Genomic DNA, 15,765 nt, shown 5'->3' with positions numbered 1-15,765 from the left:
CACAATCATAAGAGCAGCTTCAACAAGAAGGAGTTCGGCAATCTTTCCTGATTCTTAATTCTCCTTCCATTTCCTCTATCTCTTAAGAACATTTCTAAATAATACAGCGAAAGTGATATCTTTGTACATAAATACAAAAGGCAAAAAAGTTTATGAGAAGTAAAACATTACCATTTACCAAAGAAAAAATCGAAGAAATCGTTCAAACGCATCCAACCCCTTTTCACATATACGATGAAAAAGGCATGGTAGAATATGCCCGTTATTTTATCGACAGTTTTTCGTGGAATGAAGGTTTTAAGGAATATTATGCCATCAAGGCAGCGCCCAATCCCTACCTGATGAAGCTGCTCCACAAACAAGGCTGTGGCATCGACTGCAGCTCGCTGGCCGAACTGGTGCTGGCCGAAAAAGTGGGTATGCGTGGCGACGAAATCATGTTTACTTCAAATGACACCCCTGCCGAAGAATACCAGAAAGCCATCGAACTGGGTGCCATCATCAACCTCGACGACATCAGTCACATCGATTACATTGAAAAGCACGTGGGCATTCCCGAGCTGGTTTGTTTCCGTTACAACCCGGGTGCACTCAAGGGAGGCAACACCATTATTGGCAATCCCGAAGACTCAAAATACGGTTTTACCCGCGAACAACTATTCGAAGGTTACAAAAAACTGATGGACAAAGGAGTGAAGCGTTTTGGCATTCACACCATGGTGGCCTCGAACGAACTCGATGCCGATTACTTTGTTGAAACCGCCGAAATTGTTTTCGACACCATTGTTGACATTCACAACGAACTGGGCATCAAATTCGAATTTGCCAACCTGGGCGGTGGAATTGGTATTCCCTACAAAAACGAACACAAAGCAGTCGACCTGCAAAAGGTAAGCGAGGGAATCAAGGACGCCTACGATCGTTTCATTGTAGCCAATGACCTGGCACCGCTGAAAATATTCTTTGAATCGGGTCGCGCCATTACCGGTCCTTTTGGCTTTTTGGTGGCAAAAGTGCTTCACATGAAGGAAACCTACAAGAAATACGTTGGCCTCGATGCCAGCATGCACAACCTGATGCGCCCCGCCATGTACAATGCCTACCACCACATTTCGGTACTGGGCAAGGAAACACAGCCGCACAACCACATTTACGACGTAACCGGCTCGTTGTGCGAAAACAACGACAAGTTTGCCATTAACCGCCTGCTGCCAAAAGTGGACGTTGGCGACCTGGTGGTGATACACGATGCCGGAGCTCACGGCCATTCAATGGGTTTCAACTACAATGGAAAACTGCGTTCGGCTGAATTGCTGCTGCGCGAAAATGGTGAAGTGGTGCAGATCCGTCGCAAGGAAACCCTCGATGACTACTTTGCAACGGTTGACTTTAGCGGCCTTGCTTCGTTTGAATAAGCATGAGCGAATATTACGACGACATAAAACATGCACTGGAAGTTCTCAGGACTGGTGGGATTCTCCTTTATCCTGCCGATACCGGATGGGCCCTTGGCTGTGATGCCGCCAATCCTGAGGCTGTTCAGCGCCTGCTCAAGATAAAACAAAAGCCCGTAAACAGCGGTTTTATTGTGCTGCTCGAAAACCCCAACTTCATCGTCTCGTATGTCGACGAAGTACCCGAAGTTGCCTGGGACCTTGTTGAACTGGCCGAAAAACCGACCAGCATTATTTTCGATAAAGCCAAGAATGTGGCAGCAGGGCTTACCGGCCCCGATGGAAGCATTGGCATTCGTATTAGCCGCGAGCCTTTCACACAGGAACTGCTGCGGCGCTTCCGCAAACCGCTTGTCGCTACCTCGCCCAAGATCAGTGCCCGGAAAGCTCCGGCCACTTTCAGTGAAATACCCGACGAAATTAAATTGAAGGCTGATTATATCGTAAAGTACCGGCAAAACGACATGAGCAAGGCCGCGCCCTCAAGCATCATTCAACTGGGCAGTTCGGGCCTGATAAAGATTGTCAGGAAGTAACAAAGCAATTGTTTAAGGATATTGTCTGATTTCTGCAAGCTGCACTTTTAAATGGCCGCTGCTTGCTATTTGAACCCTACACCTCCGCTCGTAGCGTTCTATTCTTTACTAGAATACAATTCCAAGCTTCACAGCAATAACATCAAACCGGTAAAAATAATCGTAGAAATACATTGTTGAAAAGGGAGTAATGTCATATCCATATTCACAACCAATGATGTATTTCGACGACAATACTGCATCGGCACCTAGTGTTGCCCTAAGGTTGTACCGATAATTATAAGAACTAATCTCACCTAATTTAAAAACATTCACAACACCAGCATGAACAGTAAAAGCATTGTACAATTGATATCTCACTTTAAAAGGTACAGTAATGGCATTAAAAGTATATCTAGTTTTTTCCGGATCGCGTTCAGGAAAGTATTTTGGATTGGGATGCGAATAATATGATCTTGATTCAAGAGCAACTGCTTGTTCAAAAGATATTTTTGAGTTTTTTATGGTTTCAATAACGCCAGCTTCAATCGCGAACATCGCCCCATAGGTGTATTTATTCCCATCAATCACCCCGCTTGTTGCAATAATTAAACCCTCGTCGTCATATATATAGTCACGATTTACGCCATGTATATTACTTATACCACTTTTCAGTGCCGCACTGAATATTACCTGGGCATTAGCCCAAACGCCCCAAAAAAGAGACACAAAAAGGAGGATAATTTTAAACTTGTCGTTCATTTTATTTTCTTATAACATATTCACTTACCTCATAACTAACAAAGAAACCAAGACCATTTTCAATGTACGAGTGTACGGGATAAACATTCTCATAATTATAATCCCCATAACTCAATTCATAATCTAAGTAACTTTCAATAAAATCGGCATAACTTTTTGAAACTGAATATAGTTTTATCTGAATTGAATCAAATTCGCCTCTCGAAAGATCTGCATATTTTACAATTTTACCATTAAAACCCTCATCGTTAAAAGTATAATTGGGAACAATCAGGATGGTATCTGTACCTTTTATTTTTCCATCATAAAAAGAATGTACTTTCCATGCATAATAATTTTTAACAGCAGGGTCATCAGCAAATTCACAATAAACAAAGTTTGAATCAGCATCGATATATGCCGTATCGATGATAGTTTTATGCACCATTTGTTGCTGTGTTGACTGGACCGTTTCAAATCCATCAGCTTCAACTTTCACACGATACGAAGCATCCCTATTCAAAGCAAGCGAATCGGCGGATAAGCAATAGGTGTATTCATCCTTTTGCATTAATTGTTTTAAAGGTTTTTCGTTTTCAAATAGCCAAACATTTGGGTTCCCGATCACATCGTTGGCTTCATGCATGTTAACCGGTACTGTTTTTTTCACCAACACATTCACCCCTTCCTCTGAATTAAAAAATCCATATACCACAATATATTCAGCATTTCCGGCTTCTTTGTAATCTATTTCACTTACCAGTTCACAGGCGTTACATATTAACAGTATAATCAAAGAAATAAAAATTCTATACATAACGATTAAAATTGAAGTGAATAACTAACAGTGGGTACAATAGAAAACATTGATTTTCCGAAAACATTATTTGTTTTTTGATCGTAATAAATCAGTACAGGGTTTTTGCGGGCATATGCATTAAAAACATTGATTTTGAAAGTTTTTTCACGACCATTCCTCGTAATACCCTTTTTAATCAGCGCAAGGTCCAAACGATGGTAATTCGGCATACGGCTGTTATTGATCCCCTGATAGGCATAGTAATTGTACGAAACAAAATCATCCCTCTTCACATAACCAACAGGCATAGTACAGGGGATTCCAGTAGAAAATACAAAGTTGGCATTCACCGTATAATGTTTGCTCAACATTGAAGAAAACAAGAGCGAAAAGTCATGGCGCCGGTCATAAATAAACGGATACCGCTTTCCATTATTCACTTCATCGAACTGACGGTAATTCCAACTCAGCACATAAGCTAAATCAATAGAAAAGAATTGGTTTTTATACTTTGACTGAAATTCAAGTCCATATGCCTCTCCTGTTCCACCCGTTACAATATTTTCGTTAATGTCAGTCACTACCAAATCACCATCAACAGGCATCACATACTCCAATAAGTTCGTCATCTTTTTGTAATATCCTTCGGCAGAAAGCTGCACTTTGAAAGCGGGGATGGTGGCAAATAGGCCCGCTGAATACTGACTGGCATGTTGTGGAGGAATATCTTTTGTTGAAGCCATCCAAATCTCTTTTTCGAAAAGGCCATAATTACTCACTAACACATGATTAAACTGGTTCATGATCGTGTAGCTTGCTTTTAATGACAAATTATTGCTAAGCATCATTCTTAACGAAATACGTGGTTCGGTCCGGTAATAATTTTTCCCTTCTGACATAAACACCACCTCACGCAATCCCAGGTTGACATTAATTTTACTGCTTAAACTGATTTCATCCTCAACAAAAAAACTTAATTCGTTTGCCCTTATCAGCGCCGTGTATCCAATTGTAGAATCTATTTCAAATCCCGTATTCGATTTACTTTGAAAAGTATAAGCTCTCCCCGGGTTGAAATGATAATTACTGAATTCAATACCTGTTTTTATTGCATGGTAACTATCAGGATAATATTCCAGATGCGACTTCAGGTTGTACTCCATTATTTTACTGGATGAATTATCCCGATAAACATTTTCAATGCCATCATCCTTTTCTATGATTGACTGATCCAATTCATTATTATAAGTAGAATAAGTTGCACTATTTTTCAGGAATGATCTAGGACCGATCGAAACATCATGGCCTAGAGTTACACAATGATTATTGAGACCATATACAGTGCTGCTATTCGAAGAACTTCCGTAGCGATCCTTAGAGATATAACGATCGGCACCATTAAAGTAATTCAGGAATATTTTGTTTCGGGGATTGATGAAATAGCTCAATTTTGCATTGATATCATAAAAACGGAAAGTGAACAAATAGGCCTTCGCAAATCGTTTCATTTTTCGTCGTTGGGGCAAGCTAAACAAATCGTAATAGGAGGTACGGGCAGCAACTAAAAATGAAACCTTATGACCAATTGGCCCTTCTGCCAGGATACCCGAAGTTAATAATCCAAGATTAAACTTTCCTTTTATCTTATTGCGGCTTCCATCGCGCGAATAAATATCGATAACTGAAGATACACGACCGCCATAGCGGGCAGGAAAGCCACCTTTATATACATCGACCTGTTTTATTACATCGGTATTAAACAATGAAACAAAACCGCCCAAATGATTCGTATTATAAAGTTTTGCCCCATCCAATAAAATCAGGTTTTGCCCCCGGTCGCCACCCCGTACATAAAAATTAGAGCGTCCCTCCCTTCCCATACTTATACCAGGAAGTACAGTAACTGCTTTCATCAGGTCTGACATGCCAAAACTCGATGGTCCGTTTTCAATGGCGTCAACCGAAACTACATTCTTTCCTAACAACGTTTGTTCGTGGATGGGAATATCAGCGACTACCTTAACCTCATCAATCAGTTCGTTTTTAGGTACAAGGTTGAAATCAATCACGGTATCTGCCTGTAGACATAAATCAAGTTTTACCAACTCATATCCCACATAGTGCACCCTTAATGCCGCCTTATTACCATTTAATGTTAAACTATAAAAGCCCTGGTTATTGCTAACTACCGATCTTTTCGAAATACGATCGGTGCAATGTGCAGCAATTAGCGTTTCGCCTGTGTTAGCATCTTTTATACGTCCACTTATGGTAACTTGTGCTGTGCCATAAACGGTGATGGTTATCAAAAATAGTAATAATGGGTATTTCATTATTTAACATTAAAAAGGGATAGTAAAACGACCCCTTCTATTATAGTTACTGATCAATTTAATTATAATCAAGAGTGGCTTTATGATCTGTGCCTGTACCATTGGTCCAAAATTGTGCATGAACAGACCGGATACCATATTGGGTCTGAACATAAAAATAAGAATAGGGAAAAATGGATGACAATTCATAGTTATATATTTGGTTATTTATTTTCACCATTTAACTCTATACGTGAAACTTGGAACAATAGGTAAGCCACTTTGTTGCCAAAGGGATTTGCCTTTGGAATGATCATTATGATCCAGCCAATCATAATAATAGAAAGCAGGATTCTGATGATTGTAGACGTTGTAAAGGTTGAATGACCATGTTTTATCTCTTCCCTTTTTTGTCTTCCCGTTAATCTGAAATCCCAAATCCAAGCGATGCGAACTGCCCATTCGCACTCCATTTTTTCCAGAGTACAGTACCGTGTTATCTTTTAATACAAAAGGATTTATTCCCTGAGGTATCGGATCGTTCCATCCCGGCATTTCATAGTTTTGGTAATAACCAAGCTCCATTGTCAAAGGATACCCGGTTCCAAATACCCATGAGGCAGAAAGGTTATACTTATTATTGAATTTGTGATTGACCACTACTGAAATATCATGTTTACGATCGTAAATGTATGGATAGCGTTTTCCATTGTTCTTATTGGCAAAATAGCGGTCGGTTTTGGCCAAAGTATACCCAATCCATCCGTTTGTTTTTCCACTGTTCTTTTTCAGTAATACTTCTATTCCTTTCGATACACCTTCGCCACCTGTTTCTACCTTTTGCTGCCAATCAACGTCGGTCGATTGATAGCTAACCCCATCTTTATAATCAATCAAATTACTTAAATTCTTTTGATAGGCCTCAATTGAAAATTCATAATCGTTAAATAGTGTTTTTGCATATGAAACACTGTATTGCGTGGCCAGTGACGGTGCAATATTTTTTGTTGCCGGCATCCATAAATCGTTGGGTGTGCCAATGTTTTGATAGCTTAGCAGATGCAGTGCCTGCATGTTTTGTGTATATGATAGTTTGATTACCCCAGTTCTATCTTTTCCTACAACAGCCAGCAAACGAGGTTCAAATTTTTGGTAGTTCACCCCATCTACCCAATAACCGGAATATCGGGCTCCTATATTAAACTTTAAATAGGAAGTTGGTTCAAAGATGTTCTCTAAATACAAGTATGGCTCTATGCCTTTTTGTATTTTACTTCCAATACTTGTATCTACAATGATACTGTCGTTCATCGACTGAAAATTTGTTGTTCTGCCGGGTTGAAACTGGTGGGCAATTAATCCGCCGCCAAAAGCAATTTTATAGTTATTATTCAGTGTGTAGTTAAATTCACTTTTAAAAGATAAATCCTGAACTGTTGCCTGGTTGCCCGATTCAAAATAACTGGAGTCTACATGGAATTCTTGCGACTGACCGGTATGGTATCGGGTGTAACCTGCAATAAAATCGGACATTAAACGGTGATTTAGTTTTGAGTTGAGCCTTGCAGTAGCCAATGTATTTCCCCAGCGTGTTCTGCTTTTTCCTTTAAAATTTTCATCCTCCCAGGGCAATATATCAAAGCCATAGGCATCGTTACCGTTATAAAAACTAAGGTACAAGCGATTGTCTTTGTTAAAGGTGTGGGCAATTTTCCCATAAATATCGTAAAACTGATATCCAACTGACACAAAATCAGAAATCAACAGGACGGCTTGGTCGCATTAGGGCATCTAAGTAAAACCGCCTAGCAGAGAAAATGTACGACGTTGTATCTCTTTTAATCGAGCCCTCCAAAAGAATATCTGCTGAAAGTAAACCAATGCCAAAGCTTCCATGATGTTCTTTTTTGTTCCCTTCGCGCATGCGCAAATCGACAACAGAAGAAAGACGGCCACCGTATTTTGCAGGGAAAGCCGCTTTGTATAATTTCATGTTGCTGATAATTTCGGGATGAAAGAGAGAAAGAAAATTACCGTAGTGATTTACATAGTAAACCGAAGCTCCATCCAACAACATCAGGTTTTGATCGGGGCTGCCACCGCGCACGTATAATCCACTTCTTCCTTCTGAACCACCTTGTATGCCTGGCATCAATTGCATCACTTTTAGTACATCGGGCTCGCCAATTACGGGCAGGGTTTTCATTTGGCTTATTGGCAATGTAATTACCCCCATTTCGATACGGTTTTCAATTTTCTTTTGTCCCTTAATTTGTATTTCTCCCAGTTCAATTCCTTCTGATAAATTAAAATCTAACCTAGCAGGCATCTTTTCGTTGTATTCTATTGTTTTCGATTGATAGCCAATGAACGAACAGGTTAAAATGATTTTTTGATCCTTAGGAACCACAATTGAAAAGTGTCCAAAATTATCGGTTGCTGTGCCAAGCTGCAAATGCTCTTCCCAAACGGTGGCACCAATTAGTGGCTCGTTTGTCAGGCTATCGCGTACAAAACCTGAAATCACCTTGTTTTGTGAAAAAGAAAATATTGAAATTGACAAGAATAAAAGCACTAAGTATATTATCCTCATAACTTTATTCGGAATCGGTAAAAATGAGTGGGTAAAATTTTGAACGATACGCGGCGAAAATACCGTAGCCATTTTCAATATTCGAATACATAATTACAGGCTCAGTGGGTTCAAAAAAATCTGAATATTGGGCATATTGATGTTTGAACAGGGTCGTTCTGTAGGTATAAAAATTTCGTGAACCTTGTAGCACCTGAACATTCAAATTTAAACTATCGGCGTGCCAGTGTCCATTATCAGATCCACTCATCAATTGCAGGGTGTATTTACTTCCATTAAACTGTTGATCGGTAAAAACGGCAAGGCCTTGTCCTGCTTCAGCCATCGGATTGAAAAGTCTGAAGTGAGTCATCAAAAAATAATGTCTGATGGAGTCGTTCCAAGAGTCGTATCTTGAATAATTTGCCCGAAATAATACCTCAAAAAAATTGTCGGCTTCCTGATCATCAATTTCAAAGGTTAACGCGTTGTAGCCTTCTCCATCTTCATCGAACCATACATCTTCTTTAAAGCCTTTGTAGGTAAATTCTGAAAAAGTTGAAGGTACTGAATCGGTGGCGCTTACTTCATCGTAACCCGGTACATTTACTTTTAAGGTATAGGATTTCCCTATTTCAGGAAACAAGGTTGAATCGGAATAAAAACCGTCTCCAATTGACGAAATTTCTGCCAGGAACTCTTCACCTTGATAAATTTCGACCAAGGCATTGTTAACATTTACAAGCATGGTATCAAATTGACTGGCAGTTTTACCCACATGCACCATAAATACTTCTTCAGGTGTAAAAAGGCAATTCACAACAGGCTTATCATCGTACAAAGGGAGTTCAAATTCTACCGGCTTTGTACAGGAAAAAATGAAAGCAGATAGAATGGTAATTAATAAAAGGTCTTTCATAGTTTGATTAAAACCGTTTTTTAACACTGATAAGATATTGTTCGTTTTGTTTATTTATTCGTCCAGTGAAAAAATCCTTTTTATATACAAAACCTAAATCGAAATATTTGAAGGAGCGATAATAACCGGCACCAAACAGTGGCGCAGGGAAAAGGTGCCTTCCAATATTGCCGCCTACATATCTCCAGTAATTCATATTGTAACCATAACCGGCAAAAATGTCAAGGGTGTTACCTTTAAAATTTATTGGATATCCATGTAATAGCATAGAAATACCGGTATTTGTATCACTGGCAGAATAGTCATCATATCGGTACCAATTATCTAAAACTAATTCAATACTTAAATATTTATTGGCATTATAACCAATACCAAAATTTGTTGCTACTCCTTGAAAAGTTTCATGTCCGGAAATATAACCTGCGGATGTATTAATAAATAGCTTTGAATCTTTACCATATAGCGAGATAATAAATAGAAAGCATAGAATACTAAAGAATATTTTTTTCATATTTAATAAAATTGATTTAAAAACCTGAGGAAAATTCCTCAAGTGACAATCCAGTAGGTATCTTTTGTTTCAGGCCTGTCACTTAACGTTACCTGATAATAACTCTGGTCGCTGTAGTTAAGCATTGAAGAGTCTGCAATCAACCCCGGCTTCCCAAATATTAGCCCCGCCTTCAATTTCATCAACATTAACGATTACAAGTGCCGAAGTTGGAGTAACATAATAGATATCAGAAACATTAAATCTGACATAAGGCTTTTCATCTATGCAAGCCATTAAAATACAAATAGATAGAATTATAATACTGTATTTTTTATTCATAGTTGAAATTCATTAAAAGGAGGGCGCTAACCCTCCTTTGTTATTTTATTGAGCTATATAAATTTTAGCATTTACACTATCACAAAGCAATTATTCTTTCCGGAATTATCTCCGTAAAAAAACCATTTGCAATTTGCAATCACATAGCACCATAGACTTACATTTAGATACAATTCAGCTTGCCCAAAACTAAAAAAAAACAATACGAAGCAATTGATGTCTCCATTTAATTGTTATTTATTTTTATTCTATGTATACAATGCTATGGTTTTAATGAGACAAGCACGAGGAAGCCTTCTACCTGTATATTCCGAAAAAGGCAAAAAGGTTACCCTCAAAGATGAAAAAAATGAAAAATATTTTTCAACAAGGAAGCAGATGGCTAAGCCACGAAGCTATCGGGGGAGCGAAGGTTTCCCGCTTTACCGGACTGCTCCTTCGTCGCAGAAGGCTAAGGTTGAGGAAAAGTTGAAGACCTAACGACGGCACAACTAAACGACTGCACAGAATACGAGAAAGGTACCTGCAGGAATGCAATAACTTGAGGCACATCCTTCATCTAACCGTATAACTTCCCATATTAAAAACAAGCTGACTATATGCTAAGGTACCGGTAAAATGATGACACGCCAGCTCTTCCTGCTTCCATTATCACACCTGGACGCTCCGGCTTAGTTAAAATCATCAGAGAGTAAATTTAGCAGTGACATTCTGCTGTACTGAAGCAAATTAACGGCGCTGCAACGAAAGCATTTTTTCAGCATAACGGCGCCCGAGAATGCGGTAGCCTTCCGAATCGAAATGCGCATTGTCCATGCCCTTGCACCCTTCAGACGAAACAATGCGGGCCGTAGGCACATGCTCGGGAAGTGTGTTGATAATTTCGTTCATTTCCGCACAACAACTGCCTTCAACATCGAGTACTTCGCCTGCCAGCAAAGGCACCGAAGCAGCATTCAACGAAAGCTCGTTGAGCAGGTCGTTATATACCTTTTTTACATACCGGGGCCATTGCTCGTCGCCGGTATTGGTTTCGCCCTGATGCAAAAGAATGCCATGAATCACACCATCTTTTTGCGCCGCAAGAGCCAGATCCGTTAAATAGCGGTAGGGATTTCCTTCATAGGCTTCTACCTTCGAAGTAAACCAGTCTTCGGTATAGGTCGAAGTATGTTCCTGATAAATATCCTTGTCGAAGATGCGAATGTCGCAGCCTCCGATGGCCACATTGATGATCCCGATACGGATGCTGTCAGGAAGGTACTCTATCATGGTACGGCCAAAATAATCTGCCGGCGATAAATTGGAGTGACACTGACAAACAGGGGGTGTGGCGGTATACCATTGCCCCTTTTCCCTTCCAAGATTCGGGCAATCGAGTGCCTGAAATACCTGAAACCGTTCGTTTTCCTGTCGGTCCTGTTCCTCGATCACACCCTGTCCTTCCATGTTCGACTGACCAAAACACAGGTAGATGTGGAAATTGCTGTCCTGAGCGGATAAACTGCTTCCTGCCATCAATAAGAAAATAAGTAAAAGGCTTGCTTTCATAAATTCAAGAGAAACTATTTTCACCTACTCAATTTTGTGTCAATAAAAGGTAGTTGTGAATTAAATAAAACATTCTCCATACACTTTTTGCAAAAGATTAAACTCTCCAATCTTGTGAAAAACGATCAAAGTGCTAGTATCTGAAATAACAATCTTAGGCATTTGCTATATCAGAATGTAAATCTGAAATCGATGAACTAAAAACAGAAACTCCATATTTTCCTAACATCTCAATAAATGCTCTTTTTGATAATCCAACAATCTCAGCTGCTTGTCCAGCCGAAAGTTTAGCATCTTCATATAATTTTGCAGCAACTATCATTGAAAAATCGTAATCTTTCAAATCAACACTATCTGGTATTTTTAGCTGAATCGTTCTCATAATCATTTATTTATTCAAAAATAAGAAATCAAAATATCAATCCGTAATGTTACGATGTTTTTTTGCTTGCCACTACTTTTGAACATATGAATTAAATCGCTTTATCCCATCTCTTCGTGGGCTGTTCGTTCAATGATCTCGTTCTGTAGATCGATCCCCAAATCGTTAAAATAATCGCTATAGCCTGCCACCCTTACTATCAGATCGCGGTAATTCTCCGGATTTTTCTGTGCCTTTCGTAAGGTTTCGGCATTCACCACATTGAATTGAATATGATGACCGTCGAGGCGGAAATAACTTCGTATCAAAGCAGTGAGCTTTACAATGGCCGCCTGATCTTCAAAGAAGGCCGGGGCAAATTTCTGATTCAGCAAGGTTCCGCCCGTTTTCAGATGATCGATTTTAGCCACCGACTTAATCACCGCCGTTGGACCTTTGCGGTCGGCGCCCTGCACAGGCGATACGCCTTCCGAAACCGGTTTTCCTGCAAGCCGTCCGTCGGGTGTGGCACCGGTCACGCTTCCAAAGTAAACATGACAGGTAGTTGGCAACAGGTTCACCCTGTGCACACCACCCCGCGAATTGGGCCGCCCGTCGATGGCTTCAAAATAGAGATCAAAAACTTCTTTTAAACGATCATCGGCTTCATCGTCGTCGTTGCCGTATTTCGGTGCATTGTAAAGTAAGTCAAAACGGAAGTCCTCCTCCTTGAAATTGCTGTTCAAATGCGCAAGAAAAGCAGGCAGAGAAATGTCCTTCCGGTCATAAACTTTCCACTTTAGTGCAGCCAGGCAGTCGCTAACAGTGCCCACACCCACTCCCTGAATGTACGAACTGTTGTACCGGGCCCCACCGGCCACATAATCGGTACCGGTTTTAATGCAGTCGTCGGTAATAAGTGACAGGAAAGGCACCGGCATGAATTGGGTAAATAGCTGTTCAATGCGGTTATTCCCTTCAATTTTGATATCGATGAAATAATTCAGCTGTTGCTTAAAGGCTTCAAGCAGCTTTTCATAGCGGTCGAGTGTTTCGGCCTTTCCCGTTTGTGGGCCCAGTTGTTGGCCGCTTCGGGGATCAAGGCCATTGTTCAGGGTCAGTTCGAGCACCTTGGGAATATTGAAATAACCAGTAAGAAAATAGGCTTCGGTACCAAAGGCGCCACTTTCGACACAACCGCTGGCGCCGCCATTTCTCGCGTCAACAATCGACTTGCCCTGGCGGGTCAGTTCCTGGATAATGGCATCGGTATTAAAAATGGAAGGCTGTCCAAAACCGGTTTTCAGTATTTCGAGGGTACGGTGAATGAAACGGTCGGGATTCTTTTTACTGACCTGAATCATTGAACTGGGCTGCAGCAGACGCATTTCTTCAATCACATCGAGTATCACGAAGGTCAGTTCGTTTACCGCATCACTGCCATCGGCATGCAGGCCGCCCAGATTGATGAGTGCAAAGTCGGTGTAAGTATTGCTTTCCTGCGCGGTAACGCCAATCTTGGGTGGCGAAGGATGGTTGTTGAATTTAATCCAGAAAGACTGCAACAGCTCTTTGGCCCTTTCGGGTGAAAGCGTTCCGGCTGCCAGCTCCCTTTGATAGAACGGGAAAAGATGCCGGTCGAGCCGGCCCGGGTTGAACGAGTCCCAGGGATTGAGTTCGGTTACCACGCCCAAATGAATGAACCAGTAGTGTTGCAGGGCTTCGTGAAAGGTTTGCGGCGCATGAGCCGGTACGCGGCGACAAATAGCAGCCTGTTTAAGCAATTCGTCACGGCGAAGCTTATTCTTTTCATTGGCAGCCAGCACTTCCAATTTTTCGGCATGACGCCCGGCCCAGGCAATCAGGGCTTCGGCACTCAGCTTCATGGCTTCAAGTTCTTCCTGCTTGGCCAATGCCTGCCGGTCGTTGAAAAAATCAAGCCGGGAAAGCGCTTCGTCCACCTCGGCAATAAAATCGTTCATGCCCTTTTCGAACACCTGCCTGCCCGCCACCGTATGACCGGGAGCTCTTTGCTCCTGGAACTCGGTAAAAATACCGGCACTATAGGCCGCCAACCATTCGGGTTTCATCTGCTTCATCAGACGGTCGCGGTTTGAGCGGCCTTCCCAGAAGGGAATAATGCTTTCTTCGTAAGCTTTGCGTGTTGCCTCATCGACTTTGAACGACACCTTTTCACGGGCATTCAGGATGTCGAGATCCTGCAGGCTGTGAACCGTAATTTCGGGATAAGTAGGCGTTGCCTTGGGCGCAGGCCCGCGCTCTCCCACAATCAGTTCTCCTGCGTTGATGCAAAGCTCCTTGTTCATCAGGATGTACCTGAAACATTGGGCCCGCTGCATGGGAACCGACAATGCATTAACCGACTTATCCTGATAAAAACGGGTCACCAAAAGCCCCCGCTCGGCCGATATACGATTCACGGCCTGAAGGCTCTGCTCGCGTAATTTTTGTATTCTTTCGTTCATCTTTGTCTTTTTAGGGAAGTGTTTAACCTCCAATAGTAACATTGATTCCTTGTTGTTCAAACTGCTTTTTCCATTCTTTCAGGGCTTCGGGCCGAAGTGAAGGACTTCCTTCCATTTCGTTCTTCATTCCAAAGCGCCGGTACTTTGCCGAGGCGATGGCATGAAAAGGAAGCAGATCGACCCCCTGAAAATGCTTATCACTTAAAAAGTGCAGCAGGGCACTAAGTTCCCGTTCGCTAAAATTCTTTCCCGGAATCACCGGTATCCTTATTCTCATGGGATGCTTGTTTTGGCTGAGCCATTCGATGTTCGCCAAAATAAGTTGGTTCGACACACCAGTAAACTGCTGATGATCGTGATCGTCGATGCCTTTCAGATCGACCAGAAACAGGCTGCATAACGGTGCCAACTCCTGCAGCCGGGTTAAAGATGTAAAACAGGAAGTGTCGATGGCTGTATGGATGTGTAAATGTTTCAGTCCAAGCAGCAGCTCTTTCAAAAATGCAAACTGCATCAGCGGTTCGCCACCCGAGACGGTAACTCCCCCGCCCGATTCTTCCCAGAACAAACGATCTTTCATTAACTCATCGATCAGTTCAGAAGCAGAAAAGGAGCTTCCAACTGTTTCGTTTTTCAGGCTTATTCTGTCGCCTATGCGAACTTCCCTGTCCATTTCCTGCAGTAAGGGGTCGATTCCTTCGGGGTTATGACACCAGCAACAGCTCAAAGGACAACCTTTAAGATGCACCGTGCTGCGAATGCCGGGGCCGTCGTGTACCGCAAAACGCTTGATATCGAAAACGATACCATTCATGTTGATTAATTTTGGATTTTAACAGAAAAAGGAATTGATAAGCATGGAAGATGGGGTCGGTATTAACAAATCCAGCATTCATACAGGCCTTTGCCCGATGGATGATAAAAGTTGATATGGCCTTTTGAACAGATCATGGCTCTAAATTACAAAAAGAAGCTATTTAAAATACCGTTCCAGTTAAGAAAATGTCTTTACCCCACCCTATCTAAAAAGAAATTATGACTTTCTGTTTCTTCAAATAGATGATATTGTTCACTGCGTTGCTTCTTTGCCTGATAGTATTCGGTACATCGCAGATGCATTCCATAATCGCCCCATTCCCCACGACTCACCTCTAAACCACATGCCGGACAAAATTTTACCAGATATAAGGGCTGATACTTTTGCTCTCTTAAATTCATTTGCA

The 15,765-nt window shown here is 41.4% G+C and carries 15 protein-coding genes; 2 read left to right on the top strand and 13 right to left on the bottom strand.

Annotated features, from left to right (window positions below; translation table 11 throughout):
• Positions 1-152: 152 nt before the first annotated feature.
• Both FHS86_RS16445 and FHS86_RS16440 read left to right on the top strand, forming a co-directional pair.
• Positions 153-1,415 (top strand): diaminopimelate decarboxylase family protein, encoded by a 1,263-nt coding sequence (locus FHS86_RS16445; protein WP_429416216.1) that lies wholly within the window; start codon positions 153-155, stop codon positions 1,413-1,415.
• A 2-nt stretch (positions 1,416-1,417) separates the two neighbouring features.
• Complete coding sequence (locus FHS86_RS16440; protein ID WP_429416213.1) at positions 1,418-1,990, top strand: L-threonylcarbamoyladenylate synthase; 573 nt, start codon at positions 1,418-1,420, stop codon at positions 1,988-1,990.
• A gap of 108 nt (positions 1,991-2,098) precedes the next feature.
• Here the strand turns inward: FHS86_RS16440 and FHS86_RS16435 are convergent, their stop codons facing one another.
• The 13 genes from FHS86_RS16435 to FHS86_RS16375 form a co-directional block, all read right to left on the bottom strand.
• On the bottom strand, positions 2,099-2,731 hold the full coding sequence (locus FHS86_RS16435) for a hypothetical protein (RefSeq protein WP_429416210.1): 633 nt from the start codon (positions 2,729-2,731) through the stop codon (positions 2,099-2,101).
• A gap of 1 nt (position 2,732) precedes the next feature.
• Positions 2,733-3,527 (bottom strand): DUF4249 family protein, encoded by a 795-nt coding sequence (locus FHS86_RS16430; RefSeq protein WP_429416207.1) that lies wholly within the window; start codon positions 3,525-3,527, stop codon positions 2,733-2,735.
• A 5-nt stretch (positions 3,528-3,532) separates the two neighbouring features.
• A complete protein-coding gene (locus FHS86_RS16425; RefSeq protein ID WP_429416204.1) occupies positions 3,533-5,842 on the bottom strand; it encodes a TonB-dependent receptor in 2,310 nt (769 codons plus the stop codon).
• 213 nt (positions 5,843-6,055) lie between these two features.
• Positions 6,056-7,570: a TonB-dependent receptor plug domain-containing protein gene (locus tag FHS86_RS16420; protein ID WP_429416201.1), complete on the bottom strand. Its 1,515-nt coding sequence runs from the start codon at positions 7,568-7,570 to the stop codon at positions 6,056-6,058.
• 4 nt (positions 7,571-7,574) lie between these two features.
• A complete protein-coding gene (locus tag FHS86_RS16415) occupies positions 7,575-8,348 on the bottom strand; it encodes a TonB-dependent receptor (RefSeq protein ID WP_429416199.1) in 774 nt (257 codons plus the stop codon).
• 70 nt (positions 8,349-8,418) lie between these two features.
• Positions 8,419-9,312 (bottom strand): DUF4249 domain-containing protein, encoded by an 894-nt coding sequence (locus tag FHS86_RS16410; RefSeq protein ID WP_429416197.1) that lies wholly within the window; start codon positions 9,310-9,312, stop codon positions 8,419-8,421.
• A 7-nt stretch (positions 9,313-9,319) separates the two neighbouring features.
• The gene (locus FHS86_RS16405; protein ID WP_429416194.1) at positions 9,320-9,823 is read right to left on the bottom strand and encodes a hypothetical protein; all 504 of its coding nucleotides are present in this window, start codon (positions 9,821-9,823) and stop codon (positions 9,320-9,322) included.
• Positions 9,824-9,940: 117 nt separating this feature from the next.
• Positions 9,941-10,144: a hypothetical protein gene (locus tag FHS86_RS16400; RefSeq protein ID WP_429416191.1), complete on the bottom strand. Its 204-nt coding sequence runs from the start codon at positions 10,142-10,144 to the stop codon at positions 9,941-9,943.
• Positions 10,145-10,873: 729 nt separating this feature from the next.
• The gene (locus FHS86_RS16395; RefSeq protein ID WP_429416188.1) at positions 10,874-11,719 is read right to left on the bottom strand and encodes a sialate O-acetylesterase; all 846 of its coding nucleotides are present in this window, start codon (positions 11,717-11,719) and stop codon (positions 10,874-10,876) included.
• A 130-nt stretch (positions 11,720-11,849) separates the two neighbouring features.
• Positions 11,850-12,077: a UPF0175 family protein gene (locus FHS86_RS16390; RefSeq protein WP_429416186.1), complete on the bottom strand. Its 228-nt coding sequence runs from the start codon at positions 12,075-12,077 to the stop codon at positions 11,850-11,852.
• A 101-nt stretch (positions 12,078-12,178) separates the two neighbouring features.
• Positions 12,179-14,542 carry a trans-4-hydroxy-L-proline dehydratase gene (gene hypD, locus FHS86_RS16385; protein WP_429416183.1) on the bottom strand — a complete coding sequence of 788 codons (2,364 nt, stop codon included), beginning with the start codon at positions 14,540-14,542 and terminating at the stop codon, positions 12,179-12,181.
• A gap of 22 nt (positions 14,543-14,564) precedes the next feature.
• Positions 14,565-15,356 carry a glycyl-radical enzyme activating protein gene (locus FHS86_RS16380; protein WP_429416180.1) on the bottom strand — a complete coding sequence of 264 codons (792 nt, stop codon included), beginning with the start codon at positions 15,354-15,356 and terminating at the stop codon, positions 14,565-14,567.
• Positions 15,357-15,550: 194 nt separating this feature from the next.
• Positions 15,551-15,760 carry a hypothetical protein gene (locus FHS86_RS16375; RefSeq protein ID WP_429416178.1) on the bottom strand — a complete coding sequence of 70 codons (210 nt, stop codon included), beginning with the start codon at positions 15,758-15,760 and terminating at the stop codon, positions 15,551-15,553.
• Positions 15,761-15,765: the final 5 nt, after the last annotated feature.

Origin of the sequence: Roseimarinus sediminis (assembly GCF_050433125.1) — a bacterium.
In the GTDB taxonomy this organism is placed as follows: Bacteria; Bacteroidota; Bacteroidia; order Bacteroidales; family Prolixibacteraceae; genus Roseimarinus; species Roseimarinus sediminis.
The sequence above is the reverse complement of the archived record's forward strand: the minus strand, read 5'-3'. Positions and strand labels throughout refer to the sequence as shown.